22 protein-coding genes, 2 tRNA genes and 1 pseudogene are annotated in these 25099 nt (G+C 60.4%); 10 read left to right on the plus strand and 15 right to left on the minus strand.

Annotation, left to right across the window (positions count from 1 at the left end):
- Both NW814_RS06390 and NW814_RS06395 read right to left on the minus strand, forming a co-directional pair.
- A pseudogene (locus NW814_RS06390) lies at positions 1-532 on the minus strand (hypothetical protein); the annotation flags it as partial.
- Positions 533-783: 251 nt separating this feature from the next.
- Positions 784-2997: a hypothetical protein gene (locus tag NW814_RS06395; RefSeq protein ID WP_414405635.1), complete on the minus strand. Its 2214-nt coding sequence runs from the start codon at positions 2995-2997 to the stop codon at positions 784-786.
- Positions 2998-3446: 449 nt separating this feature from the next.
- On the opposite strand from NW814_RS06395, the gene NW814_RS06400 reads away from it, so the two are divergent.
- The 6 genes from NW814_RS06400 to gatA all read left to right on the plus strand — a co-directional run bounded on the left by NW814_RS06400 (position 3447) and on the right by gatA (position 6922).
- A complete protein-coding gene (locus tag NW814_RS06400) occupies positions 3447-3746 on the plus strand; it encodes a ferredoxin (RefSeq protein ID WP_414395897.1) in 300 nt (99 codons plus the stop codon).
- A gap of 142 nt (positions 3747-3888) precedes the next feature.
- Positions 3889-4185: a hypothetical protein gene (locus tag NW814_RS06405; RefSeq protein WP_414405636.1), complete on the plus strand. Its 297-nt coding sequence runs from the start codon at positions 3889-3891 to the stop codon at positions 4183-4185.
- Between the two features lie 70 nt (positions 4186-4255).
- Positions 4256-4894 (plus strand): Uma2 family endonuclease, encoded by a 639-nt coding sequence (locus NW814_RS06410; RefSeq protein ID WP_414405637.1) that lies wholly within the window; start codon positions 4256-4258, stop codon positions 4892-4894.
- Positions 4885-4957 (plus strand) — tRNA-Ala (locus tag NW814_RS06415). Before NW814_RS06410 ends, NW814_RS06415 begins: the two co-directional genes overlap by 10 nt.
- 81 nt (positions 4958-5038) lie before the next feature.
- Complete coding sequence (locus NW814_RS06420; protein WP_414395900.1) at positions 5039-5377, plus strand: hypothetical protein; 339 nt, start codon at positions 5039-5041, stop codon at positions 5375-5377.
- 45 nt (positions 5378-5422) lie between these two features.
- Positions 5423-6922 carry an Asp-tRNA(Asn)/Glu-tRNA(Gln) amidotransferase subunit GatA gene (gene gatA, locus NW814_RS06425; protein WP_414405638.1) on the plus strand — a complete coding sequence of 500 codons (1500 nt, stop codon included), beginning with the start codon at positions 5423-5425 and terminating at the stop codon, positions 6920-6922.
- On the opposite strand, the gene psb28 is transcribed toward gatA, so the two are convergent.
- The 4 genes from psb28 to gyrA form a co-directional block, all read right to left on the minus strand.
- Positions 6919-7233, minus strand: coding sequence for a photosystem II reaction center protein Psb28 (gene psb28, locus NW814_RS06430; protein ID WP_414395904.1), 315 nt, complete (start codon positions 7231-7233; stop codon positions 6919-6921). The two genes, gatA and psb28, sit on opposite strands and share 4 nt — an antisense overlap.
- 26 nt (positions 7234-7259) lie before the next feature.
- The gene (locus tag NW814_RS06435; protein WP_414405639.1) at positions 7260-8432 is read right to left on the minus strand and encodes a glycerate kinase; all 1173 of its coding nucleotides are present in this window, start codon (positions 8430-8432) and stop codon (positions 7260-7262) included.
- Positions 8433-8476: 44 nt separating this feature from the next.
- Positions 8477-8872: a DUF760 domain-containing protein gene (locus NW814_RS06440; protein ID WP_414395907.1), complete on the minus strand. Its 396-nt coding sequence runs from the start codon at positions 8870-8872 to the stop codon at positions 8477-8479.
- 166 nt (positions 8873-9038) lie between these two features.
- Entirely contained in the window at positions 9039-11570 is a 2532-nt protein-coding gene (gene gyrA, locus NW814_RS06445) for a DNA gyrase subunit A (RefSeq protein WP_414405640.1), read from the minus strand.
- Positions 11571-11767: 197 nt separating this feature from the next.
- Between gyrA and NW814_RS06450 the strand changes: the two genes are divergently transcribed.
- Both NW814_RS06450 and NW814_RS06455 read left to right on the plus strand, forming a co-directional pair.
- Complete coding sequence (locus NW814_RS06450) at positions 11768-13459, plus strand: SulP family inorganic anion transporter (protein ID WP_414405641.1); 1692 nt, start codon at positions 11768-11770, stop codon at positions 13457-13459.
- Between the two features lie 52 nt (positions 13460-13511).
- Positions 13512-14351 (plus strand): DUF6671 family protein, encoded by an 840-nt coding sequence (locus NW814_RS06455; protein WP_414405642.1) that lies wholly within the window; start codon positions 13512-13514, stop codon positions 14349-14351.
- 110 nt (positions 14352-14461) lie between these two features.
- On the opposite strand, the gene NW814_RS06460 is transcribed toward NW814_RS06455, so the two are convergent.
- The 6 genes from NW814_RS06460 to groES form a co-directional block, all read right to left on the minus strand.
- Positions 14462-16042 carry an iron uptake porin gene (locus tag NW814_RS06460; RefSeq protein ID WP_414405643.1) on the minus strand — a complete coding sequence of 527 codons (1581 nt, stop codon included), beginning with the start codon at positions 16040-16042 and terminating at the stop codon, positions 14462-14464.
- Between the two features lie 285 nt (positions 16043-16327).
- Positions 16328-16399: transfer RNA gene (locus tag NW814_RS06465), tRNA-Val, on the minus strand.
- 38 nt (positions 16400-16437) lie between these two features.
- A complete protein-coding gene (locus NW814_RS06470) occupies positions 16438-17601 on the minus strand; it encodes a GuaB3 family IMP dehydrogenase-related protein (protein WP_414405644.1) in 1164 nt (387 codons plus the stop codon).
- Positions 17602-17628: 27 nt separating this feature from the next.
- Positions 17629-18465 carry a DUF429 domain-containing protein gene (locus NW814_RS06475; protein ID WP_414405645.1) on the minus strand — a complete coding sequence of 279 codons (837 nt, stop codon included), beginning with the start codon at positions 18463-18465 and terminating at the stop codon, positions 17629-17631.
- A gap of 136 nt (positions 18466-18601) precedes the next feature.
- On the minus strand, positions 18602-20236 hold the full coding sequence (gene groL, locus NW814_RS06480; RefSeq protein WP_414405646.1) for a chaperonin GroEL: 1635 nt from the start codon (positions 20234-20236) through the stop codon (positions 18602-18604).
- Positions 20237-20326: 90 nt separating this feature from the next.
- On the minus strand, positions 20327-20638 hold the full coding sequence (groES, locus tag NW814_RS06485; protein WP_414393818.1) for a co-chaperone GroES: 312 nt from the start codon (positions 20636-20638) through the stop codon (positions 20327-20329).
- A gap of 210 nt (positions 20639-20848) precedes the next feature.
- On the opposite strand from groES, the gene NW814_RS06490 reads away from it, so the two are divergent.
- Positions 20849-21661 carry a PhzF family phenazine biosynthesis protein gene (locus tag NW814_RS06490; RefSeq protein ID WP_414405647.1) on the plus strand — a complete coding sequence of 271 codons (813 nt, stop codon included), beginning with the start codon at positions 20849-20851 and terminating at the stop codon, positions 21659-21661.
- 52 nt (positions 21662-21713) lie between these two features.
- On the opposite strand, the gene NW814_RS06495 is transcribed toward NW814_RS06490, so the two are convergent.
- Positions 21714-22697 carry an apocytochrome f gene (locus NW814_RS06495; protein WP_414405648.1) on the minus strand — a complete coding sequence of 328 codons (984 nt, stop codon included), beginning with the start codon at positions 22695-22697 and terminating at the stop codon, positions 21714-21716.
- 143 nt (positions 22698-22840) lie between these two features.
- Entirely contained in the window at positions 22841-23359 is a 519-nt protein-coding gene (locus NW814_RS06500) for a cytochrome b6-f complex iron-sulfur subunit (protein ID WP_414405669.1), read from the minus strand.
- A 138-nt stretch (positions 23360-23497) separates the two neighbouring features.
- On the opposite strand from NW814_RS06500, the gene NW814_RS06505 reads away from it, so the two are divergent.
- Positions 23498-23815 (plus strand): DUF3067 family protein, encoded by a 318-nt coding sequence (locus tag NW814_RS06505; protein ID WP_414405649.1) that lies wholly within the window; start codon positions 23498-23500, stop codon positions 23813-23815.
- 41 nt (positions 23816-23856) lie between these two features.
- Here NW814_RS06505 and NW814_RS06510 read toward each other — a convergent pair whose 3' ends face one another.
- A complete protein-coding gene (locus NW814_RS06510; RefSeq protein ID WP_414405650.1) occupies positions 23857-25098 on the minus strand; it encodes an ATP-binding protein in 1242 nt (413 codons plus the stop codon).
- Position 25099: the final 1 nt, after the last annotated feature.

Here is a 25099-nt window from a genome sequence, read left to right on the forward strand (position 1 = left end):
TGGCAGGAGTCTTGAAGAAGGTATCCAACTGAGTTTGAGTAACGCTTACCCCCGGAATCTTCAGGGTGCCGGATACAAAAGCGTTGACCTTGGCCGCGTCTACACCCACAGTGGACACGGCAAACAAAATGGCGGCATCCTCGCAGTTGACAACTCCGTTGCCGTTGAAGTCGGAGATGGCCGGATTGAGAGGGTCACCTAGCCCGGTGACATCGCCGGGCGTAATCGGCCCTGCTTTAAGCGTTTTGTTGACAAAATCTACGATCTTGGTTGTGTCGCTAGTATTGAGAGTGCAGGCGGCAAAAAGGACTGCTGCGTCCGTAATTTTGATGGAAGTCTTCGTCCCCTCGTAGTAGAAGGAGACACCCTCAGCCGTAGCCGCTTCAGGAGCCTGGACAGAGATGCTCGAGGGAACCTGCGTAACAGTGGGTGTATCGGCAGAGCAAGCGGCTACCACCCCGGTTAGAGAAGAAGCCAGCGCCAAGGAAGCCAGCGTGGAACGCAAGCTGTGCTTGAGGTTGCGGTTAGACATCATCAATCTCCAAGAAGAAAGGCTCTACAACTGGTTGAAGCCTTGGCAAGCGCAGCTCAACTCACTACAGGGAAACCCACAAAGGCCTAGCTGCTAGTAGTATACCCATGCAGAAGCCAAAAAGTACAACAGGGAAACCAATCGAACGAAGAGATGCGCAAGCCAAGCGAGATGGAAAAAGCGACCTGCCACCACCAAGCAACTCCGTCAGCCCAATAGCAGCAGGCCGCCGTTGCCAGACTAGACAAGAGCTAGTTCGCGGTCACGGTAATGGCAGGCCCGAAGTTGAAGTAGGTGGTGCTGCCAGGGTTAGTGGTGTTGTCAAAGGTGCTAATGGTAGTACCGCCAACCGTAATCGGCCCAGGTGAAGGAATGGCGGGAGTCACCCGGATCTGGCCGCCAAAGGGGATGGTGAATGGCTCTGGGAAGGTAGCCACGTCTCTAGACACGGAGGTGGAAGTGGCAATAACGGGGGAACCTCCTGCTCCTGTCACCGTTACTATAGCACCAGCAGGCAGGCCTGGGATAGTGATCGTCACACCGGCAGGCGGAGGCGGAGGAGCTGGCGGCGCGCCTCCAGGCTGGAACTGCAGACTGGCCCCTGGGCCGAAGCCCACTGCCGAGCAGAGGGCATCCGACGCCACGCCAAAGACAGTAGAGGTGAAAGGAGCTGGTGGCGTGTCCCTATCCAACCTATCCACGAAGTTCAGAAGGTTGCCCGGGGCTCCCGCCAAGCTTTCTTGGCGACCGCACACGACAAAGCCAGGAATGGGCGTGGGCGTGATGGTGTTGTTGAAGAAAGCCTTGAGAATGGTGCCTTCTCCGCCCAGATCCCCCGCCGCGGTTGGCGTGAGGTCAACGCCGGGACGAGCGTAGACAGCCAGAGTGCCCTGCGGCGGCAGGTTGAAGGTGTTGCCCCTCACCGAAGCCGTGGCAAAAGGAGCCAGCGTTCCCGGTGCCTGAGTCTGGCGATCCACAATGGCCGCAATGAAGGTCGGGCTGCCGATGGAAGGCTCAAAGAGGTTCTCGCGAATGGTTACCGCGTTGGGCTCAGCCGACACCACATGTACGCCGGCAACGGTGAAGCCGCGCAGCCGGTTTCCGTAAACCTCCGCCTGCGAGAAGTCGCAGACTTGCACAGAGACGTAGGACTGCGCCTGCGTAGGCCGCGTGAAGTCGTTGAAGGAGACTTTTACGTTGCGGGTGGTGAGGTTGGCTAGGCCACACTCGCCAATGGCTACTTGGTAAGGTGTAGCCGGCCCACCATCGTCCGGATCTAGGGAAATGCCAGTAATCCGGAAGCCGTTGCCCTCCGTTCCGCCCAACGTGGCATCAGCGGCCAGGATCTTGACCGAACGCACCGTGCTCGTGCCGTCAATGGAGTTCAAGGTCAAGCCGGGCCTGTCGGCGGGCAGAAGAATCTCGCCCTCACCCTCAAAGGATCCAGGACCAGCCGTTACTGTCTGGTTAGGACCTGCTGCCTCAGCAATGGCGCGGTTAATGGAGAGGTAAATGTTGCTGGTGTTGCTGTTAAACACCAAGCGCGTGTTTCTAGCAACGATGTCACGGCGCTCCGCGGCATTCAGCCCACTACCCCGCTCGTCGCGGATGGCATAGACGTTGGCCGTCGTAGTTCTGATGTCGTTGCCAGCAAAGGCCACCAAGCTCAGCCCTGTAACGGCAGGCTCAATGAAAATAGCCGCCGAGCCCGCACCCACGTCCTGGGGCACAAAGTTAATCAACTGGGTTGTGACCCCATCAGGAGCAGCCGTGTAGCCCAGGAAGATGTTGTTGGTGCTAACACTGAGGTTGATGCCCGCGTTGTCCCCGGCAATACGAATCCCGGCAGAGCCGGCGCCGCCTGCCACAAACAAGTTGGAGCGGGTAACGGTCAGGTTCTTGGAAGTAATGCCAGCAGCAGCTGAGCCAAAGCCAATGGCTACCCCACGGGAAGCTGGAGTGGTTACTGTGGGGAAGAGAACGATGTCAACGCCCGTAACAGTAACTTCTGTGGCCCCCTCAGCGTTAATGCCGTACTCAATCGGTTCCAGGGAGCGGGTGTTGAGAATGCTGAAGTTCTCCAGAACAACGCCACTGGCATTGCTAGTGACCTGAACAGGAGCGCCGCTCTCTGCACCCACCACAATAGCATCGCCCACCAAGCCAGTGGCACCGCGCACCGTAACGTTGCTGCGGTTGATCACGATGTTCTGGCGATAGACGCCTGGCTCCAGGACAAGCGTGAGAGGCTGGGTGCGATCAGAAGTGGCGATAATCCGGTTAATGTCGGTTTCGGGCGTAACTCTAACTGTTCCTGCTGGCGGGGTTGGCGTGGGAGTCGGCGTAGGAGTTGGTGCTGGGGGAGGCGGGGGCGGCGGTGGCGGAGGCACCGGCACAGTTGGGCTAGTACTGCTTTCACCGCAGCCCGTTAGAATCACGGGCAAGAGCACCACGGCAGACGCCAAGGTCAGAGAACCAAGTGACTTCAGCAGCCACCTCTGCATTGTTCCGTTCATTTTTCTCCTCTTAACCAAAAAAGTAGGGTTCGGCTGAACACTTCCCTTACCTTACCCGATCACCTGACCTGAAGCAACTCAAGGCCTCAGGCTCGACGGTCGGGTGGGAGACGCGTACACGCCTGTTCGGCGCTTGCTCTAGCTACTCCGTAAATCATACCGTCAGATCTGCCCAACTTGGCAAGTCTTGCCCTTTTTTTCTGGGATCCCTGAGGGCCTGGCTAAGGCCGAGCCCTGCCCCCACAGAGTGGCCCTGCCGAAGGAAGGCTCTGGAGGGGCGGGTGATCCCTTTGTAAAAAATCCGAAGATCTGCCTACTTCCTTACCAAATAGTGCTTGATCCGGGGCAGAAGGGTGGCAGGATGAGGAGTGGACGTTTTTTCTGGAGACCCAAGCAGGATGGCTGTCTACAAAGTTCGGTTGATCAACGAAGAGCGGGGCCTGGACGTCACCATCGATGTGCCGGACGACGAGTACATTCTGGACGTGGCGGAGGAACAAGGGATCGACCTGCCCTACTCCTGCCGCGCCGGAGCCTGCTCGACCTGTGCTGGCAAGCTGGTGAGCGGCACGGTGGATCAAAGCGATCAATCCTTCCTGGATGACGACCAGATTGCCCAGGGCTATGTGCTGACCTGCGTAGCTTACCCTACTTCTGACTGCACCATCATCACCCACCAAGAAGAAGCCCTTTACTGAACTGATCGAGCTTGAGTTTCCATCTCTACCCTTGGCCCCTCTTCCTAAGGAAGGGGGGTTTTGCTTGGAGCAGCCCCTCTCCCAGAGCGAGAGGTTTAGGGCGGTATGATTTCTGTGGCACCGCAACACCTGCTAGCGATCGATGACACCTGAGCAAGAGCAGTGGCTAATCCGTGCCGTCCAAGAGTTGCAAGCTGCCCAGCAAGAAATGCGCCTTGTCCAACAAAACCAGCAGCTTCTTATTCAGGAACTGCGCGAGGGGCAGGCGATGCTGGCGCAGTTCTTCCGGGAGGCCCTCGAGCGGTTTGACGAACGCACTCGCGCCATTGAACGCCGCACAGAAGCGTTGGAGCGCCGCACTGACGAGATGGCCGCAGAGATGAGAGAGATGCGGCAAGAGATCCGGGATCTGCGCCGCGACTTTTTGGAACGGCGCTAGCCCAAGCGACCTCTAGCCCTTCTTCCTAAGGGGTTTTATTTTGGAAGTCTAGGATGACAACAGAGAAGTTATGGCTCTGGCCATGGGATCCGTTTCCGCACCCCCAACAGCTCGCCTGAGCTTGGCGGAATACCTTGCTTATTCAGATGGCAGCGACACCCGCTATGAGCTGGTGGCGGGGGAGTTGGTTCCTATGGCCCTTCCAACCGGACGGCATGTGCAGATTCAAAAGTTTCTCAGCCAGGTTTTCGAGGCAGAGATTGCGCGGCAGCAGTTGCCCTGGACAACAATCCAGGGCGGCCTAGGGATCCAGTCGCCGCGGGGCAACCGCTGGGATACGGTGCGGATCCCGGATGTGGTGGTGCTGCCTTTGCAGCAGTGGCAGGAGATGGGATCCCGAGAGGCGTTGATTCGTCTAGAAGACCCGCCGCCGCTATTGGTGGTGGAGGTGGTGAGCGAGTCCAGCCGGGCAGCAGACTACCGGGCCAAGCGGGCGGAGTACTGCGTCTTGGGGATTGGTGAGTACTGGATTGTGGACCCTTTGGAAGAGAAAGTAAGCCTGCTGCTGCTCTATGAAGGCTGGTATGACCTGCTGGAGCTAAAGGGATCCGAGCGGGTGCCCTCGAAGGTTTTTGTAGAGCTAGAGTTGCAGGCGGGGGGGATCTTGGCTGCCGATTCAGGTTATCCTAGTAAAGGCACGGGGAGTTAGCTCAGTTGGTAGAGCGCTGCGATCGCACCGCAGAGGTCAGGGATTCGAGTTCCCTACTCTCCATTTCCCTTGCCCCTAGTCTCTCTCCCAAAAAGAGGGGAGAGTTGGGGTACGGGGATTTTTTGTTCTGTAGCGCCGCTAGCGATGACACCTGAGCAAGAGCAGTGGTTGATCCGCGCCATCCAGGAACTGCAAGCTTCCCAGCAAGAGCTGAAAGCTGCTCAGCAAGAGATGCGCCTCGTCCAACAAAATCAGCAGCTTCTCATTCAAGAGCTGCGTGAGGGGCAAGCGATGCTGGCGCAGTTTTTCCGCGAGGCCCTGGATCGCTTTGACGAGCGCACCCGGGCTATTGAGCGCCGCACGGAAGCTCTGGAACGCCGCACGGAAGCGCTGGAGCGCCGCACTGACGAGATGGCGAAAGAGATGAGAGAGATGCGGCAAGAGATTCGGGATCTGCGCCGCGACTTTTTGGAACGGCGGTAGCCCAAGCCCTCCAATTGGCATTTGCCCTTCCTTGCAAGTTGGTCTATGTCTGTCATCCGCACCCTCCACCGCCAGTTGGTAGCCAAAGAGCGCTCTGCCGAGGAGATTGCCCGCGAATACCTAGATCGCCTGCACCAACTGGAGCCGCAGCTTAAGAGCTTCATTACCGTCACGGAGGAGCTGGCCCTGCAACAAGCTAGAGCCGTGGACGCCCGCATCCGCGCCGGGGAGGAGATCGGCCCTTTGGCCGGGATCCCCTTGGCTGTCAAGGACAACCTCTGTACCCAAGGGATCCGCACCACCTGCGCTTCCAGGATCCTGGAGGGGTTCATCCCACCCTACGAGTCGACGGTGACGGCGCGGCTGGCAGCAGCCGGCATGGTGATGGTCGGCAAGACCAATCTGGACGAGTTTGCCATGGGCAGCTCCACGGAAAACTCGGCCTTTCAGCGCACGGCCAACCCCTGGGATCTGACGCGGGTGCCGGGGGGATCCTCGGGGGGGTCGGCAGCAGCGGTGGCGGCAGACCAAGCGGTGGTGGCCTTGGGGTCCGATACGGGGGGATCGATCCGCCAGCCGGCAGCTTTTTGTGGCGTGGTCGGCCTCAAGCCTACCTATGGGCTAGTCTCCCGCTATGGGCTAGTGGCCTTTGCCTCGTCTCTGGATCAGGTGGGGCCCTTTGGGCGCACGGTGGAGGATGTGGCCCTGCTGCTGCAGGGGATTGCCGGCCACGACCCTCTGGACTCCACTAGCCTTAGGGTGGAGATCCCGGACTATAGCCAGGCCCTGATCCCCGAGATCAAAGGCTTCAAGATTGGAGTCATCCGCGACCTGCTGGGAGAGGGGTGTGGGGAAGAGACCCGCGCTGCCGTGCAAGCAGCCATCCAACACCTAGAGGAGCTGGGGGCCGAGATCCTGGAGATCGACTGTCCTAGCTTTCGCTATGGCCTGGCTACCTATTACATCATTGCCCCTTCGGAAGCTTCTTCCAATCTGGCCCGCTACGACGGAGTCAAGTACGGCCTGCGGGAGCCTGCCGACTCCCTCTTGGCTATGTATGGCAAGACGCGCGCCCGTGGCTTTGGGCCGGAGGTGAAGCGGCGCATTATGCTTGGCACCTATGCCCTCTCAGCCGGCTACTACGACGCCTATTACCTAAAAGCTCAAAAGGTGCGCACCCTAATCAAGCAGGATTTCCTCAGGGCTTTTGAGAAGGTGGACGTATTGGTCAGCCCCACCACCCCCACGCCAGCCTTCAAAGCGGGGGAGCGGGAGGATCCTTTGAGCATGTACCTGTGCGACCTGATGACGATCCCCGTCAATTTGGCAGGCTTGCCAGCGCTGAGCTTGCCCTGTGGCTTTGCCGACGGCCTGCCCATTGGCCTGCAGATCATCGGCAACGTCTTGCAAGAGAGCAAGGTGCTGCGGGTGGCCTATGCCTACGAGCAGAGCACTGACTGGCACAAGCGCCGCCCCCCGCTACCGCAGCCCTCGGTTGAAGAGGCGAGGGGATCCAAGGCCAAACACCAGTCCGGCAGAATTTAGGCCCTGCCCATCTGGTGAGTTGCCGAGAAGCGCTCCATAAAGCGCAGGAAGCGCTCCCACTCGGCTTCGGTTTCCATGTCGTAGACTACCTCCAGGGCTTTGAATTCCCCGTTGAGGAACTTGGCCGTGATGTTGCGGGTAGTTAGCTCCCCCTCTTCGTCAATCATCCGCATGCCGAGGATGTTTTGCGTATCTGTCTTCAACTCCTCGAAGCGAAAAATGGCAGATCCCCGGCTGCCAGTTTTGGATTTCAGCAGCCGTACCTGGGTGGGTACTTCCTCGATGCCGGGAGAAAACTCAATTCTGGCCATGGCTTCCTAGAGTTACGATTCAAGCATTATAGCTGGCAAAAGGCCCGCAACTCTTGAGCAGCCAGCTGCTCTAGGTAATGGCTGGCCTGGCGCTGGGCTGCGGCCACATCCGGGATCCAGTCACAGAGAGCGCCTACCCGGATGGGGTGGGACTCGACTGCCAAGTCGGTGCGGGCGGCGGGGGAGGCCTGGCCACAGAGAATCAAGAGGGGCTTCTGGGCTGCCCTAGCCTGCTGCAGCACCACCCCTACCACTTTGCCCATGGTGCTCTGTTCGTCAAAGCGGCCCTCGCCGGTGACCACGAGATCAGAGCGGCGGATGCGCTCCGCCAGGTTCAACTGCTGAGCCAAAAGCTGGATCCCGGACTCCAGGGTGGCCCCCAAAAAGGCCACCAGCCCTGCTCCTAACCCACCGGCAGCGCCAGCACCAGGGATCCCCTCCACTGCCCGACCCAGGTCGCGCTTGACCACTTCAGCCCAACGCTGCAGCGCTTGCTCCAATTGCTGCACCTGCTGGGGGGTGGCTCCCTTCTGAGGGGCAAAGACGGCGGCTGCCCCCAGCGGGCCGGTGAGGGGATTTTGCACGTCGCAGAGGCCGCGGATGCGCTTGCCCTGCCAGACCGGCTGCTCAGGTGGCTCGATGCGTGCCAGCCGGGCCAACTCTCCCCCGCCCCAGGCCAGGGGATCCCCCGCTTCATCCAAGAGGCGATAGCCCAAGGCTTGGGCCATGCCTGCTCCTGCATCCACGGTGGCGGATCCCCCCAGCCCTATCCAGATCTCGGCAACGGGCTCCCGACAGGCAACCCGCACCAACTCCCCCAAGCCGTAGGTGGTGGTGCGGGTAGGATCCCGCCGCTCGGGGGGTAGCAAGGTCAGGCCCGCCACCTGGGCTATTTCCAGCAGCGCCCGCTTCCCTGCCACCCCGTACTCGGCCCAGACGGGATCCCCTAGGGGGCCAGTGACCCATAGGCCTTTCTTCTCGCCCCCTAGCGCCGCTAGCCATACTTCCAGCGTGCCCTCTCCCCCATCGGCTAGGGGGAGCAGCTCCACCTCCACCTCGGGCAAGACCTGGCGGAGGCCCCGGGAAATGCTCTCTGCGGCGGCCTTAGCCGTCAGGGATCCCTTGAAGCTATCCGGGCAGACTAAAATTCGCCGCAGCGGGCGGCTGAGCTGGGATGCCTTGACTGTCCTTGGTGGCACCAGAGGGTGGACTGGGCTGCAGGCCGACAAAGCCTAGCCCCCGGCTACTGAGCGCTTTCGCCTTCTGCCGGCGAAGGTTGATCCGCGCTGGAGGCCTGGGAGGCGTCGATGGCAGCGGGTGAGTTGCCCAAAGACTGCTCCAGGGCCAGGCGCTGCTCCATCACCCGCAGAAAATAGCCCCCCATCATCGCCCCAGAGAGCATCTTTGCCAAACTCTCACGGTTGGTAACGATTTGAACGCCAAATTGGTCGGACGGCAGACTGCCCAGCAGGCTGCGGATGTTATAGCCCAAGATCTCTAGCACTTCTGGAGAAGAATTGCGGGCAATATCCTGAAAAACGCTGGGATCCTGCGCCTGCAGGTATTGCCAGAGCCGGTTGTTGGGGCTAGGCGTCGGCACAGCCTCAAAGCCAGGAATGAAGTTGATTGGGCTGGACATGGAGTCACCAAGCTCCCCAAACACAGCAACTAAAGCCCAACGGGATGGCCTGCCTGATCCGTCAGGCTCTTGCCGCTCCCCCAATTTGGGCTACGCCCAGCTTACCACCTACGCCTTGCCGCCTTCGGTACGGGATCCCACCCTTTTGAGGCGGCAAATGCCGTACCTAAGAGCAGCCGGAGCTCAAGGGCGAGGGATCCCCGACAAATGAGGCCGGCACCACTGTTACCCCGACGATGCTGTCCTCGGGATCCAGGCGCTGCACCAGCACACCCGTTGCCTCGCGGGACTGAGCAGGAATGGCCTTAGCCAGCTGGCGCATGACCATGCCCCTGGCAGTGACCAAGAGGATCTCGTCCTCGGCATTGACGATGCGCAGAGCCGCCAGCTCATCCGACGCCTGGCGGAACTTGGTGGCGATCACCCCCTTGCCGCCACGGTTTTGCTGGCGGAAATGGTCAATGGCCAAGCGCTTGCCCCGACCTTCCTTGGTGATGACCAGCACCCAGGGATTGGCTAGCCGCTCTCCCTCTTGCTCAGCAGCCCTCACCGACTCGGCAGAGAGAATATCCATGCTGACGATGGCGTCGCCGGCGTTGAGGGTAATGGCCCGCACACCGCGAGCCGGCCGCCCCAGGGGACGCAGTTGCTCGTCGTCAGCCCGGAAGCGAATGCCCATGCCCTGGCGAGTTGCCATGACCACGTCGTCAGCCGGGCGGGCACGGCGCACCCAGCACAACTCGTCACCTTCTTCAAGAGAAATGGCAATCAGGCCATTGGAGCGGACGTTGGCAAAGGCGCTGAGGGCCGTCTTTTTGATGTACCCCCTGCGCGTGAGCATCACCAGGTATTCGTCCTCGCTAAACTCGCCCACGGGCACCATCGAGGTAACCCGCTCTTCCCGGCTCAGCGGCAGCAACTGGACAATGGCACTGCCACGGGCGGTGCGGCTCCCTTGGGGGATCTGGTAGGCGGGCAGAGTATAGGCCACCCCCTGATTGGTGAAAAAGAGAAGGGTGTCGTGGCTGCAACAGGCAAAAAATTGGGCAATGGCATCGTCTTCTTTGATGCGGGCGCCAGCCTTGCCGCGGGTGGCTCGTCCTTGCACCCGAAACTCTTCGAGGTCCATGCGCTTGATGTAGCCCTGTTCCGTGAGGAAGATGACCGTCTCGCGGTTTTCGATGAGATCGGCCACCTCCAGCTCACCGTCCTCCAGGCAAAAGCGGGAGCGGCGCGGGCTCCCAAAGCGGGCTTTGAGCTGCAACAGCTCCTCGCGGATAATCTGCATCACCCGTTCCCGCCGCGTGAGAATGTCCCGCAAATCGGCAATTTGCCGCAGCAAGTCCTCGTGCTCGGCCTGGATCTTCTCGGCTTCCAGGGCCGTGAGCCGGCGCAGTTGCATTTGGAGGATGCCTTCGGCCTGCACTTCACTTAGCCCCAGTTGGCTCTGCAGCTCGGCGCGGGCGGTGGCAGGATCAGCCGCTTCCCGAATGAGAGCAATGACCCGATCCAGCTGCCCCAAAGCCACAAGGTACCCCTGGAGCAGGTGAGCTCGCTCCTCGGCTTTCTGCAGCTCGTAGCGGGTGCGCCGCTCGATGAGCTCTACCCGAAAGTCCAGAAAAGTCTGGAGCGCGTCCCGCAACGTCAAGGTGCAGGGCCTGCCGTTGAGGATGGCCAGCATGTTGACCCCAAAGCTGGTCTGCAGGGGGGTCTGTTTGTAGAGGTTGTTGAGCACCACCTGGGGCTGGGCATCCCGCTTCAGCTCAATGACTACCCGCATGCCCCTGCGGTCGCTCTCGTCGCGGATGTCGGCAATGCCCTCCAGTTTTTTCTCATTGACCAACTCGGCAATTTTTTCAATCATGGCTGCCTTGTTGGTCTGGTAGGGCAGCTCGGTGATGACAATGGCCTCTCGCGCTGGCCGGCCCGGCTGCTCGAGGGTTTCGATGGTGGCCACGCCGCGCAGCGTGATGGAGCCGTGCCCGGTGGCGTAGGCTTCGCGGATGCCCTCCTGGCCCAGGATCAGCCCGCCCGTGGGAAAATCTGGCCCAGGGATCCACTGCATTAACTCCAGGCTGCTCAGGTTGGGGTTTTCGATGAGGGCAATCAGGCCGTCCACCAGCTCTCCCAGGTTGTGGGGGGGAATGTTGGTGGCCATGCCCACGGCAATACCGGAAGAGCCGTTCAGCAGCAACTGCGGGATCCGAGCCGGCAGCACCAGTGGCTCCTGCTGGGATCCGTCGTAGTTGTCGACAAAGTCAACGGTGTTAGCGTCGAGGTCCTGCAGCAGGGCTTCCTGGGCAAAGGCCGTAAGGCGGCACTCGGTGTAGCGCATGGCCGCTGGCGGATCGTTGTCAATGGAGCCGAAGTTGCCGTGCCCATCCACCAGGCGCTCCCGCATGGAGAAGTCCTGGGCCATGCGCACCAGGGCCTCGTAAACTGCCTGATCCCCGTGGGGATGGTATTTTCCAATTACATCCCCCACCACCCGAGCGCACTTGCGAAAGGGCCGATCCGCCGTCAGGCCCAACTCGTACATAGCATAGAGAATGCGACGATGCACCGGCTTGAGGCCATCCCGCGCGTCCGGCAAAGCCCTCCCGACAATAACGCTCATGGCGTATTCCAGGTAGGACTGCGTCATCTCCCGCTGCAGGTCAGTGGAGATGATGCGCGCGGCCAACTCGTTGTCGCTCATGGGATGGGAAGAATGCCAGTTAGCTTGACGCAGGCAAGGTAGCCCTAGTCTCAGTCTACCATCGGCCTTGTGAGGAGCTTCCCGCCGGGGCTGCTCGGGGATCCCTGAAGAAGTTCATAGATAAAAGTCTATTCTCTAACTTAGCCTTAGGGTAACCCTCAATGATAGGCTGCCTACAGCGTTGAGAGTGGCAAGGTATGGTACAGGCTGGCGGAGGCAATCTTCTAAGGGGCTGGCGTCAGCGTCTAAGTCTAGAAAACTGGCGCGGGGATCTCTTCGGTGGCCTGACGACGGCAATTGTGTCCTTGCCGATGGCCCTAGCCTTTGGAGTGGCTTCCGGGGCGGGGCCAGTGGCAGGTTTGTACGGGGCGGTGTGTGTGGGCTTTTTTGCGGCCCTGTTCGGCGGTACCCCCACCCTTATCTCCGAGCCCACCGGGCCGATGACGGTGATGATGACAGCAGTCATTGCCAAGGTTACCGCCCGCTATCCCGAGCAGGGGCTGGCGCCGGCCTTCACGGTGGTCATGCTGGGGGGCCTGTTTCAGATCTTGTTTGGATCCCTGAAGCTGGGCAAATACATTACCCTCATGCCCTATAGCGTTATCTCCGGCTTTATGTCGGGGATTGGCTGGATCATGATTTTGCTGCAGATCCCGCCGCTGTTGGGCTACGCCAGCCAGGGGGGAGTCATTGGGGCCGTGCGGAACCTGCCGACCTACCTGCTCAACCTCAAGGTGCCGGAACTGGGGTTAGGTCTGCTAACGCTGGCAATCCTTTTTGGCTATCCCAAGCCTTGGCGGCGGGCGGTGCCGCCTCAGTTGGTGGCCCTGGTGCTGGGAACGTTGGTGGCCAGCTTGTTCATGGCGGATTGGGATTTGCGGCGCATTGGCCCCATCCCCACTGGCTTGCCGCAGGTGCAATGGCCCCAGCTGCCCTTTGCTGCCTTGGCCAGCCTGGTGTTGGACGGGGTGGTGCTGGGCATGCTGGGCTGCATCGATACCCTCTTGACGGCGGTGATTGCCGACAACCTCACGCGCACCCGCCACGACTCTGACCAAGAGCTGATTGGGCAGGGAATTGCCAACCTGGTCTCTGGCTTCCTGGGGGGCTTGCCGGGGGCCGGCGCCACCATGGGCACGGTGGTGAATATCCAGTCGGGGGGACGTACCCCCTTGGCCGGTATCCTCCGCGCCCTCATCCTCTTGATGGTGGTGCTGTTTGCCGCTCCCCTGACCCAAGGGATCCCGATGGCCGTGCTGGCGGGGATTGCTTTCAAGGTGGGGGTGGACATCCTCGACTGGAGCTTCCTGAAGCGGGCCCACCGCCTCTCCCTCAAAGGGGCAGCCATTATGTACGGGGTGATGTTCATGACCGTATTTGTGGATCTCATCGCCGCCGTGGGAGTGGGGGTGTTCGTGGCCAACTTGCTCACCATCCAGCGCCTGAGCGAGCTTCAGTCGGAAGAGGTGAAAGCCATTACCGATGCGGACGATGCCGTAGACCTCACCCCGCGGGAAAAGGAATTGCTGCGCCAGGGCCGCGGCCAGGTGCTGTTGTTTTACTTGAGCGGCCCGATGATCTTCGGGGTTTCCCAGGCCATTTCCCGCCAATATCAGGCGGTAGCCTCCTGCCAGGCTTTGGTGGTGGACCTATCGGATGTGCCAATGCTGGGGGTTTCGGCGACCCTCTCCCTGGAAAATGCCATTCGCGAGGCCCTAGATCGCGGCAAACAGGTGTGGATTGTCGGCGCCAGAGGCCGCATCCGGCAGCGCTTGGAAAGCCTACGTTTGCCCCTGCCGGCGGAGCGGTTTGTGGAAAGCCGAGAGGCCGCTTTGGCCGGGGCCGTCGCCCACTTGGGCTTGGCGGCAAAACCCAGCCCCCTAGTTTGAGCCATCTCGACTGGCCCGAGGACAAAAGCTGTAGGCTTTTTGCAGCACCTCTATGGACTGGAAGGGTCGGATTGCCTACTTGGCAACCCTGCATCGCAAAGAGGAGGTGATTGCCCCTCTCTTGGCCGAGCATCTGGGGATCCAGGTGCAGGTGATACCTCTAGACACCGACCAATTCGGCACCTTCTCGCGGGAGCGCCCCCGGCCAGGGGATCCCCTCCACACCCTACGTCTAAAGATCGAGAGAGCCCGCCAAGCTTACCCTGCCCCCTTGGTTTTGGCCAGCGAGGGATCCTTCGGCCCCCATCCCCAGATCCCTTGGATTCCTTGGAACCAGGAATGGGTCATGCTCAAGGTTTTTGAATCCGGCGCGGATCCCTTGGAGCTGGTGGGCTATGCAGAAAGTACCCAAACCAATTTCAGCCATCGCTGGGTGCAAAGTTTTGCGGAAGCGCTTGACTTTGCCCAAAAAGTCGGTTTCCCCGAGCATGCCCTGATCGCCCTCGACCAGCCGGAAAACCCCCAAGTTATCCACAAAGGGATCCAAGACGAAGCAACCCTGAGGCAGGTGGTGGAGGAGCTGCTGGCCCGGCAGCAGGGGCTGCACCTGGAAACCGACATGCGGGCCCTGTACAACCCAACCCGCCTGCAGGTCATCGCGGCAGCCACCCAAAACCTCATTGCCAAAGCCCAAAGCCTTTGCCCAGCCTGCGGCACTCCCGGCTACTGGCGCATCCGCCCCCTGGCAGGCTTGCCCTGCGGCCAGTGTGGTGCTCCCACCCCTGTAACCAAGGCATGGGTGTATGGCTGTGCCCGCTGTTCCCACACCCACACCGAGCCTGTGGCAGAGACCTGGGCGGATCCGGCTCAGTGCCCTTTTTGCAACCCCTAGCTTCCAGAGGCTTCATGATTCCGGTGCAAGGGCAAGGCTCGGGAAGCAAAAAAGGGATCCGTCGCCGCGGATCCCTAAGTTGTTTTTAACCTAGGCAGGACAGCAAGGGGTTAGAAGGTAAACACTGCCCGCAGAGCGCCCACACCAATGGTTGGGTCGTTGTCTCCTGGCCTGCCGCCGTTGGGGTTGCTTACAAAATAGGCAGCAGGTGTCAAGGTAATGTACTCATTGACCGGGAAGCTGTAGTAGACGTCCACTATGAAGGGGCGGGTATCCCACACTCCGTCGTTGTCTGTGGTCACGATTGGCTGGCCGAAGACCACACCACCTTTGGCACCCTCCACGAACAGATCCGGGAAGACAAAGCCAAACAGCCAGCCGTTGAAGCTTTCGTCACCTGGATCGATAGTGCCAGCCGGTACCACATTAGGCAGGTTGTAATCGACATTGCCAGCGGTGAACCAGCCGGACACCGTAATCCGTGGACTTACATCCCACTTAGCGGCCACCGTAAAGGCATTGACCTGCGCAGAGGTGGTTACCTCAGTCTGGCGCAGCGGCCCTCGGAAGAGGTTACTGCCGGTGGCCAAGAAGCTGGGGCCTTTTGTAGCATCCTGCAGATAGGTGGTGGCGAACTGCAGGTAGAACTCCAGCTCTTTTGTAGGCAAAAAGCCCAGCTCCACCGTGTGAGCGCTGTCGTTGCCCGTCAAACCGCTGTCACCAAAGCCTCTGCCTAAGGCCTGGGCGCCGCGAGTGCTGTAGGCGTAGGCTAAGCGAAGCTGGTCGCTGAGACGATAGCGGAAGCCAAACAGCGTTCCACTAGGCACATCTCCCGTGGAGTTGGGAAGGTCGGCAAAGTCAGAAAGGGCATCGAAGGGAACGCTGTATTGAAGGACGCTGGACACCCCTGTGCCTGTGATGCCGGCGTAAATGGTGGCAGCGCGGTTAAAGGCAGGGAACTGATAGACCAACTGGGCCAGGGTGAAAGTGCCACCGCCACCACCGCCAAAGCCAACGCCTGGATCCCCAGAGAAGAAGGCGGTTACCGCATCGCGAGCCTGCAGGCGGATGCGCAAACGGTCGCGGCCAGCAAAGGAGGCGTCGAAGTTCAGCCGCACCCGATAGGGCAGGGTCATGTTGGCTTGGTTCTGCTCAGCCACAACCCTTCCCCCAACAACCCGATCCTCTGTCAGGGCGCTGCCCAGAATAGCCGTAATCACCTGGGCATTCAACTTGGTAACCGGGTTGAAGACCTTGCCTTTGAGGTCGTTAATATCGGCCTCTGCTGCCTCTACCCGCCCCCGTAGAGCCGCCAGCTCAGCCGCAAACTCCTCCTGCAGCCGCTGCAGCGTAGCCAAGTCCTCTTTGGAAACCTTGTCGGCTAGCCCAGCAGCGATCAGCTCGTTGATGCGATCCAAGCAGGCGTTCATCCCAGCGGCAAACTCATAGCGGGTCATGGCCCGGTTGCCGCGGAAGGTGCGGTCGGGGTAGCCGGCAATACAGCCGTAACGCTCGACCAGAGATTGCAGCGCCTGGAAAGCCCAGTCAGTAGGCTGCACATCCGAAAGTTCAGAGATGGAGGTGACAGGCCCCGTCGCTTGGGCATAGGCCACCCCAGGGGTCAAGACTGCCGCTGCACCTAGAGTCCCAGCCAGCAGCGTTTTCCAGTAGTTCGCGTGTTTTGCGGGCATGTTTCTCTCCTTGTTCTCTGTCCTCACACCTGTCTTGGCTGTAGCAGTGCCTTCTAAAAGTAACAGGTCGTCTACCTCGAGAGCGAGCCTGACAATTGCGGACTTTAGAAGAACAACATAGTACAGCCCCAGTCCATACCGTCTACCACTTTACACACTTTTTGAGCCAGACTCAATGCGAGATCCCCAGGGCTAGATAATTCAGGCTCCACACCCATTACTCTACCCCAGGGATCCGGCCCTGGCTAGCGGGTGTATCCCCCAAACTGCCAGCCTGGATGGGGATGGGCGGTACCGGACTCGAACCAGTGACATCCTGCTTGTAAGGCAGGCGCTCTACCGCTGAGCTAACCGCCCTTGGGGATCCCGGCTACTGAGTTTAGCATTGGCGGGCGCTATCTCCCCATGCCCAGGCTCTGGGCTTTCTGGTACACCTTGCCCTCGGTGAGCAGGGAAGGGGCAATGCAGATCTCCACCTGCTGCATTTCCTTGAGGTTGGCAGCGCCCAGGGTGGCCATGCTGGTGCGCAGAGCACCCCAGAGGTTGTGGGTGCCGTCATCGAGGCGGGCGGGGCCGCACAAGATTTCTTCCAGGGTGCCGGTGCATCCCACGCGGATGCGGGTGCCGCGGGGCAAGACGGGGCTAGGAGTGGCCATACCCCAGTGAAAGCCGCGACCGGGCGCCTCTTGGGCACGGGCCAAAGGGGATCCGATCATCACCGCATCGGCCCCACAGGCAATGGCCTTGCAAATGTCGCCACCGGTCACCAATCCCCCATCGGCAATCACAGGGACATAGGTGCCGGTTTCCGCCAAAAACTGCTCCCGTGCAGCGGCACAGTCGGCAATCGCGGTAGCCTGTGGCACCCCCACCCCCAACACGCCGCGGGAGGTACAGGCAGCCCCCGGGCCGATGCCCACCAGGACCCCCGCTGCTCCTGCTTGCATTAGCTCTAGGGCCACCTCGTAGGTGACGCAGTTGCCCACCACTACGGGAATGGGCATAGAGCGGCAGAACTGGGCCAAATCGAGCTTTTGCATGCCCTCAGGCACCTTGTGGTGGACGGAAACCACAGTGGCCTGGACGAAAAACAGATCCCCCCCCGCTTCCGCGACCAGGGGGCCGTATTGGGCAGCGTGGGCGGGCACACAGCTAGCGGCAGCAATGGCGCCGGCAGCTTTGATCTGGCGAATGCGCTCTTGGATTAGCTCTGGCTTGACCGGCTCGCTGTAGAGGCGCTGCATCAGGGGGACGAACTCGTCTTTGCCAACTGCGGCAATCTGCTCCAGCACCTCGTCGGGATCCGCGTAGCGAGTTTGGATCCCGTCTAGGTTCAGCACTCCAAAAGCTCCCAGCTTGGAGAGCAAAATCGCCATCTTGACGTCCACCACGCCATCCATGGCGCTGGCAATGATGGGGATGGGTCGTTGGATCCCTCCTATAGTGAAGTGGGTATCCACCAGGCTGGGATCCAGGGTTCGCCTGCCCGGCACCAGCGCAATCTCATCCAGTCCGTAAGCCCGTCTTGCCTGTCGATTGCGGCCCAGTTGGACGTTCATTTCTTTCCTCTTTAGCAAGAGGATCCCTTAATTAATCATGCCGCCAAGGAGGTCTCTAAAGCCAGAGAAAGTTTTGGAGTCAACTGGCTTCTTGGGCAAGGGTGTGAAGATGTGCCCTTCCTGCAGACTTCCGAAGCTGTGGCAGCGCTGGGATCCCCAGCGGAAGCCGTAGAGGGCAATGTAGGCGCACATCAAGGCATCGACTTGGTCTTCGTAGTTTTTGAGCTGGCGGCCCCTGAGGGATCCCACCTCCACTTGGAGCAGGGGCTCGTGGCCCTGCAGAGAGGGATCGGCGCTGGCCAAGGCGCGCAGATGTTGCTGGTACAGCCGCCAGGCCTGTTCTCGCTCCTGCCAGCTGCGGCGGGGACGCGCCTTGTAGGGGAGGCTGCGGCTAAGGCCAAACAGGCTCACGATGGCACTGTGGGGGAAGACTTCAGTAACCTGACGGGCCAAGCGCCCCTGCTCGATGCTGGCCTGCTCCTGAAAGCCATAGCGGGCGAGGGCTTGCACCAGCGCTTCTCCTCGCACCTGGCCATTTCTTTCCAGAAGCCGGCGGTTGGCCGGGTGGGCGCCGGCAGCGTAGGGTCGAAACACACGGTTGAGCTCGGCTTCTGCCTGCCGCTGGCCCCTCAAGTTAGGAACGCGCAAGGGGGCATCCACTGCCACCAGGCAGGGATCCCCTCCCGCTTGGGCTTGGATGTAGTCCACAATTTCCTCATTGGTCCCCAGAAGGCGGCTGTCCAGGAGGTAGCCTGTCAGGTTTTGAATGGCGGGATCCCGAATCTCCACCTCCAGCGTCGCCACCCCCGAAGGGTTGCGGGCTGACCAGGCCAGATCTAGGCCAATGCAGACTAACCGTGCCACGCCGCCTTCTCCTCTGCGCCCCCTGGGAGAAGGAAAAGGGATCCCACCTGGGATCCCAAAAGCAGTCAGCTTTGCCCTGGCAAGGCAGCAGACTCTCTGCTAACTGGAGAAGCTGCCGCCTCTTCGTGCCGGAGGATTAGTAGTCGTAGTCATCCGCGCCGCCGCCACCGCCAGCTGGCTTGTTGTTCTTGGGCTCGGGCTTGTCCACCACAATAGCTTCGGTGGTGAGCACCATGCCGGCAATCGAGGCAGCGTTTTGCAGGGCAGAGCGGGTGACTTTGGCCGGGTCAACGATACCCGCTTCGAACATATCCACATAGGCGTCGTTCTGGGCATCGTAACCCACTGTGAAGGGCTTCTCTTTCACCCGCTCCAGCACAATCGAGCCGTTCTGGCCGGCGTTCTCGGCAATGCGGCGCAGCGGAGCGCCCAGAGCACGGGCCACCAGCATAGCCCCCACCAGCTCATCGCCGGACAGGTTGGCCTGCGCCCACTCCGTAACCGCCGGAATCAGGTGGGCCAGAGTGGTGCCGCCGCCGGGGACGATCCCCTCTTCTACCGCCGCCTTGGTGGCGTTGATGGCATCTTCCAGGCGCAGCTTGCGATCCTTCATTTCCGTTTCGGTGGCCGCGCCCACTTTAATCACCGCCACACCGCCAGCTAGCTTGGCCAGGCGCTCTTGCAGTTTTTCTTTGTCGTAGGTGGAGTCAGTCTCTTCAATTTGGCGACGGATTTGCTCGCAACGGGCTTTCACCGCCGCTTCGTTGCCCTCCGCCACGATGGTGGTGTGGTCTTTGGTTACCGTGACGCGGCGAGCCGAGCCAAAGGACTCAAGACGCGCGTTCTCCAGCTTCAGGCCGCGCTCCTCGCTAATCACTTCGCCGCCGGTGAGGATGGCGATGTCCTCCAGCATGGCCTTGCGGCGATCCCCAAAGCCAGGCGCTTTCACCGCCACCACGCTCAGCACGCCCCGCAGCTTGTTCACCACCAAGGTGGCCAGGGCTTCCTTCTCAATGTCTTCGGCGATGATCAGCAGCGGACGACCGGCGCGGGCCACTTGCTCCAGAACCGGCACCAGGTCTTGCACCAGGGTAATCTTCTTGTCGGTGATCAGGACGTAGGGGTTCTCCAGAACCGCCTCCATCCGCTCCGTGTCAGTGACGAAGTAGGGGGAGATGTAGCCTTTGTCAAAGCGCATCCCCTCCGTCACTTCCAGCTCGGTGGTCATGGACTTGCCTTCTTCTAGGGAGATCACCCCCTCGCGGCCCACTTTTTCCATGGCCTCGGCAATCATGCGGCCCACTTCCTCATCGTTGCCAGCGGAAATGGCCGCCACCTGGGCAATGGCTTTGGAGTCTTCTACTGGGCGGGCATGTTCAGCAATTTTGTCCACTAGGAACTTCACCGCCTTGTCAATGCCGCGCTTGAGGGCGATGGGGTTGGCGCCAGCAGCCACGTTCTTGAGCCCTTCTTTCACCATGGCGTGGGCCAAGACCGTAGCTGTAGTGGTGCCGTCGCCAGCGATGTCGTTGGTCTTAGAGGCAGCTTGACGGATGAGAGAAACTCCCGTGTTTTCAATGTGGTCTTCCAGCTCAATTTCTTTGGCAATGGTTACCCCATCGTTAACAATCTGGGGTGCGCCAAATTTTTTCTCCAGCACCACGTTGCGCCCTTTGGGGCCAAGGGTAACGGCTACGGCCTCTGCCAAAATGTCCATGCCGTGTTCAAGAGCGCGACGGGCTTCTTCGCTGAAAATAATCGACTTAGCCATAGTCAACCTCCAACGGTCAGCCAACGAAGGATAAGCTAGAAGCTAGCAGCAGTTGGTCTCTTTTACAGCACTTGCTGCCTCTTGCTAGAACTACTGAACAATGGCGAGGATGTCCCGCTCAGCTAGCAGCACATACTCCTCGGTACCCAGCTTCACCTCCGTGCCGGCGTACTTGGAGTAGAGCACTCTGTCGCCTACTTTCAGCTCTATTGGAATAACCTTGCCATCGTCATTGCGCTTGCCAGGACCGACCGCAACCACTTCCCCTACTTGGGGTTTCTCTTTGGCAGTGTCAGGCAAAAAGATCCCGCCTGCGGTTTTCTCATCCTGCTGGGCAACTTTCACCAGCACACGGTCGCCCAGCGGTTTCAGCGTAGAGACGTTCAGCGTTACTGCAGCCATACTAAGTGTCCTCCGTGATGCCTATGGCAGGAAGTCAAAGGGTGATTGAGGAGTCAACTAAACTTGCATCCATTGAGGCTTTAGCACTCTCGGCTTCCGAGTGCTAGTTTATCAGTCAGCTCTGCAGCCTGACAATAGCTGCAACGACAGACGAGGCGGTTGGGTGTGGATCTCCCGACTTCCTCTGCGCCTTTTGGGGGAGGAGAGGCGGTGCGAATTCCCTTGTTTCAGGTGGATGCCTTTACGGCAGTGCCCTTTAGGGGCAATCCGGCAGCGGTTTGCTTGCTGTCCCAGGAGCTGCCGCAGGAGCTGTTGCAGGCAATTGCGGCAGAGAACAATCTGTCGGAAACAGCTTTTTTGCTGCCCCAGGGATCCTGGGATGGCCTCCCCCACTACAGCCTGCGCTGGTTTACCCCCACAACGGAAGTGGATCTCTGTGGGCACGCCACCCTAGCTGCTGCCCATGTGCTCTTGAGCGAAGTTCACCCAGAAGCTCAGGAGGTGGCCTTCTCCACCCGCAGTGGCCAGGTGTTGGTGCGGCGGCAAGGAAAGCGGCTAGCGATGGATTTCCCCTCCCAGACTCCCCAACCTTGGCTGGAAGCGCAAGAACAGGTGGCGGCGGCCTTGGGGATCCCTCCTCTAGAGTTGTACTGCGGCAGCATGGGGGTAGCGGTGCTGGCTTCGGCGCAGCAGGTGCGGCAAGTCCAGCCGAATCGGGCTCAGGTGGAGGCGCTCCCTGTCTCCGGGTTAATCGTCACCGCTGCCGGAGCAGATTCAGAGGAGGGAGCGGATTTTGTTTGCCGCGTTTTCGCCCCCCGCTTGGGGATTCCGGAGGATCCCGTAACCGGCTCTGCCCAGTGTCTGTTGGCGCCTTATTGGTCGGAGCGGCTGGGTCGAACTGAGCTCAGGGTGCGGCAGCTCTCGACGCGGGGGGGTGAGCTCTGGTGTCGCTATCTCGGCGCTCGGGTGGAGATTGCCGGGCAGGCAGTGCTGGTGATGGTGGGAGAGCTGAGGATTCCTTAGAAAAAACACCCCGGCTGGTTCCGGGGTGCTGGGAATGATGGGAAGAGTGGGGCTAGCCCAAAAGTTCTGCCGCCTGAATAAGTTCCACTTGCTTTTTCTTGAGTACCAAGAGGAGCTGAGTGATAGCCACTGCCGCCAGGAAGGCCACCATCCACTTCACCCGATCCGGGCTCTGCAGCACCAGATCCCGCTCCACTTGGCCAAAGCCGCCCACGTTGGGGTTGTTGGTAACCGGATCCCCTTCTTTGACGCTGTCGCCAATGTTAACCACCAACTCCGGCCCCGGCGGCACCACCAGATGCTGGATACCGTTCTCAGTTTCGAAGCTGAGCACTCGCGTGCCCGGCAACTCGTATTCGGGTGGCACCAGGGCGGCCAGCTCTGCCGGCAGGTCGCTAAGATCCGACTCGATAGTGGCGATGCTGGTCAGGCGGCCGGTGGCGGGAGCGCGGAAGACGTTGTTGTTGCTGAGGCTGCCATCGGGGTTGATCTGGCCACGGCCCCGGTTGGCGCCAATGTAAACCCGATATTTCATGAAAGCCACTGAGGGATCCTCTTTCGGGTCAGGGGCTACCACCGGGAAGACGATTTCCTGGTGCTGCTCACCGGGCAACGGCCCCACCAGAAGGATGTTGGGCTTCTGGTCACTGTAGGGGGTGATGTAGGTCTCAGCGGTCTCCTGCCGCTGCTTTTCGGTCATTTCCTCCTCGGTGGCCAGGCGGAAGCCCTCTGGCAAGATCACCACCGCGCCAACATTCAAGCCGCCCTTGCTGCCATCTGCTAGCACCTGCTGCTTGCTTAGGTCGTAGGGAATCCCAACTTTAATGGTGAACACCTGACCGGGGGTAACCGCCTGCGGCACTTCCGCCCGGACAGGCATGGCGTTCAGGTGGCAGTTGGCGCAGACAATTTTCCCTGTTGCCTCGCGGGGGTTGTCGTAGGCCATCTGGGCATAGTAGGGGTAGGCTGCTGCTGGCGAAGATGCTATGACCACTAGCAGCAGCGCACACAAGGCCAAGGAAAAAATTTGCTTCATAAGCTCAACTCAAAATTGCAATTCCAATCTGCAAAAGCTCTTTGGATCCTTTCCTCGAGAGCCTGTGGACGCTTTGGCCAAGACCAACGTCGTGCCTTCTTCAGGCTTTCCTCTTGCCACCGCCAGCTCTGCAATGGCGCGCTTTAGGCCTCGCGGAAATCGGGGCCCTGCCAGGGGCTAAAGCGAATGTTGTCGCCGTCCACCGTGACGCTGACTAGCTCCAACGAACGGGGAGCCGGCCCCCGGATGACCTTGCCATTGGCTGCGTATTGGGATCCGTGACAGGGGCACTTGAAGAGGTTTTCTCCTGCATTCCAGGGCACCACGCAGCCGAGGTGGGTGCAGACGGCGTTGAGGCCGTAGTTAGCCACCGCTCCATTGTCGATCACGATGTAGGTGGGATCTCCCTTCAAGCCCTGGGCCAGAACGCGATCCGTAGCCGCGTGGGTAGCTAGCAGCTCGCTGACGCGAATTGGCCTGCCGAGGGCATCTTGGGCAATTACCCCCTCCCCTGTCCCACCGGCAGAGGGAGGAATGAAATACTTCACCACTGGGTAGAGGGCACCCACGACCACCACCCCCACCGAGCCGCTGAGAAGGGCGTTCAAGAGAACCCGCCGGCTCATGGGGGGCGCCTCAAAGTTGCTCATCGCTTCGGTCATAATGGTCAGGAAAGCCTGAGAAGTTTTAACGTTCGTTGACAAACGACACCATCCTAACCGAGCCCCCTAGCCAATTTCATTAAGAAATGCAAAGCTAGGAGCAGCTCGAGGGGGAGGCCGATGCATCCAAGCCAACCTATGAGGGGATCCGAGTTGCAAGCTTTGCTGCGGGAGAAGTGGGGCTGCTCCTACGACGTGCAGCTGCGCCGCTTGGGGGGTAGGGTGGTGTTGTTGGTGATGTGGCGCTACCTAGAGCAGCCCTCTTTCCCCTTGACGGAGGCCGAGTATCTGGCTCGCCTGGAGTCGGTGATGGCCCATCTGCAGGCTTGGGGTGTGTGGGAAACGGTGCGGCGAGAAATTGAGGCTACCCGCCAGAAACCTCGCATAGGCAAGGCGGTGGCCATTCCTCTGAATTTGCAAGGGGTGGGAGAGCGGGCCTGCGAGTGGCTGCTGTAGCCTGGCTCTTCTCTACAACGGAAAACTCCACCGGCTTGCGGCTATCCAACTTCCACCAGGCCGGCCTGCAGGGCCTGCAAAAACTGGCGGGCGGTGCGACCGGAGAAGCCGTTCTGCTGCTGAGCCCAGATCAGCGCTTGGCGGCGCAAGGTATCTAAAGGCTGAGAGAGGCCCAGCCGCTGCGCCAAGTGTTCCACCGTAGCCAGATAGTCGGCTTGGCTAAAAGGGGCAAAGGTAAGGGTAAGGCCAAAGCGATCCCGCAGCGACAGCTTTTCCTGCACCGTATCCCAGGCGTGGATCTCTTGATCTTGGGGGTTGGGACGATCGCCAAAAAACTCGCGGATAAGGTGGCGGCGGTTGCTGGTGGCATAGAGGCGCACATTGGGCGGCGGTGGGACGAGATCTCCCTCTAGGAGCACCTTGAGCTGCTTAAACTCGGTTTCGTCCGCCTCAAAGGAGAGGTCGTCTACAAATAGGACAAAGGGCAGCGCTTGCTGTCGCAGCTCCGCCAAGATCTCCGGCAACTGCATCAAGTCTCTGGGTCTTAGCTCCAGTAGGCGCAGTCCCTGCGGGCCGTAGCGGCGCAACAACGCCTTCACCAGCGAAGACTTGCCGGTGCCCCGCGCTCCGTAGAGCAACACATGCAAAGCCGGATCCCCCCGCAGCAGCGCTTCGGTGTTGGCGGCCAGCTGCTGTTTCTGCCGTTCGTAGCCGTAAATCTCTTCCCATTCGGGCAAGTCGGGAGCAGGGATCCCTTCTAGCCCTGCTGGCCCCCAGCGAAAGGCCCAATAGCGGCCACAGAGCCCTGCCCCTGCTTGGCGGTAGTGGGCAATCAAGGCCTCTAGGCTCTGGCCCCAATCGGCCAAGGGGCGAGGATCCCAGCCAGAGCTGCTGCTGTTTTCATCTGGCCAGGAGATCCCTAGGCCCAGCGCCTGCATTTGCTCGGCGATCGTCTCCTGGCTATTGGCTAGGATTTGCAGGCAACGGAGATCGTGGCGGGCCGCTTGCAGAAGGGGTGCTGGGATCCCTTGCGGTTGCAGCGCCGCCCGCGAGAAAGGGTTATCGGCCCAGCGGATCTCCCGGATCAGCCACTCCCGCCAGCTCAAGCCCTGCTGGGCCAAAAGCTCAAACCAACGCCCATAGGCTCTCCAGCAGGGCAAGGGATCCCCGCTCATCAACTGCTGAATGAGCTCCTGCCAGGCTAGGGCCAGGGGATGGGCGCAGATGTCCCGAAACACCAGCAGCCTAGCCGCCGCTTCCGCCGCTTCTTCTAGGGGAGTCATT

Source organism: Synechococcus sp. R65.1 (assembly GCF_047461755.1).
GTDB lineage: Bacteria > Cyanobacteriota > Cyanobacteriia > Thermostichales > Thermostichaceae > Thermostichus.

Coding starts and splice junctions, on each gene's coding strand:
- NW814_RS06470 (WP_414405644.1), bottom strand. CDS start 17,601: ATGAACGTCCAACTGGGCCGCAATCGACAGGCAAGACGGGCTTACGGA.
- gyrA (WP_414405640.1), bottom strand. CDS start 11,570: ATGAGCGACAACGAGTTGGCCGCGCGCATCATCTCCACTGACCTGCAG.
- NW814_RS06420 (WP_414395900.1), top strand. CDS start 5,039: ATGACACCTGAGCAAGAGCAGTGGTTGATCCGCGCCATCCAGGAACTG.
- NW814_RS06495 (WP_414405648.1), bottom strand. CDS start 22,697: ATGAAGCAAATTTTTTCCTTGGCCTTGTGTGCGCTGCTGCTAGTGGTC.
- gatA (WP_414405638.1), top strand. CDS start 5,423: ATGTCTGTCATCCGCACCCTCCACCGCCAGTTGGTAGCCAAAGAGCGC.
- groL (WP_414405646.1), bottom strand. CDS start 20,236: ATGGCTAAGTCGATTATTTTCAGCGAAGAAGCCCGTCGCGCTCTTGAA.
- NW814_RS06500 (WP_414405669.1), bottom strand. CDS start 23,359: ATGACCGAAGCGATGAGCAACTTTGAGGCGCCCCCCATGAGCCGGCGG.
- groES (WP_414393818.1), bottom strand. CDS start 20,638: ATGGCTGCAGTAACGCTGAACGTCTCTACGCTGAAACCGCTGGGCGAC.
- NW814_RS06505 (WP_414405649.1), top strand. CDS start 23,498: ATGAGGGGATCCGAGTTGCAAGCTTTGCTGCGGGAGAAGTGGGGCTGC.
- NW814_RS06510 (WP_414405650.1), bottom strand. CDS start 25,098: ATGACTCCCCTAGAAGAAGCGGCGGAAGCGGCGGCTAGGCTGCTGGTG.
- NW814_RS06405 (WP_414405636.1), top strand. CDS start 3,889: ATGACACCTGAGCAAGAGCAGTGGCTAATCCGTGCCGTCCAAGAGTTG.
- NW814_RS06460 (WP_414405643.1), bottom strand. CDS start 16,042: ATGCCCGCAAAACACGCGAACTACTGGAAAACGCTGCTGGCTGGGACT.
- NW814_RS06450 (WP_414405641.1), top strand. CDS start 11,768: ATGGTACAGGCTGGCGGAGGCAATCTTCTAAGGGGCTGGCGTCAGCGT.
- psb28 (WP_414395904.1), bottom strand. CDS start 7,233: ATGGCCAGAATTGAGTTTTCTCCCGGCATCGAGGAAGTACCCACCCAG.
- NW814_RS06455 (WP_414405642.1), top strand. CDS start 13,512: ATGGACTGGAAGGGTCGGATTGCCTACTTGGCAACCCTGCATCGCAAA.
- NW814_RS06400 (WP_414395897.1), top strand. CDS start 3,447: ATGGCTGTCTACAAAGTTCGGTTGATCAACGAAGAGCGGGGCCTGGAC.
- NW814_RS06410 (WP_414405637.1), top strand. CDS start 4,256: ATGGCTCTGGCCATGGGATCCGTTTCCGCACCCCCAACAGCTCGCCTG.
- NW814_RS06440 (WP_414395907.1), bottom strand. CDS start 8,872: ATGTCCAGCCCAATCAACTTCATTCCTGGCTTTGAGGCTGTGCCGACG.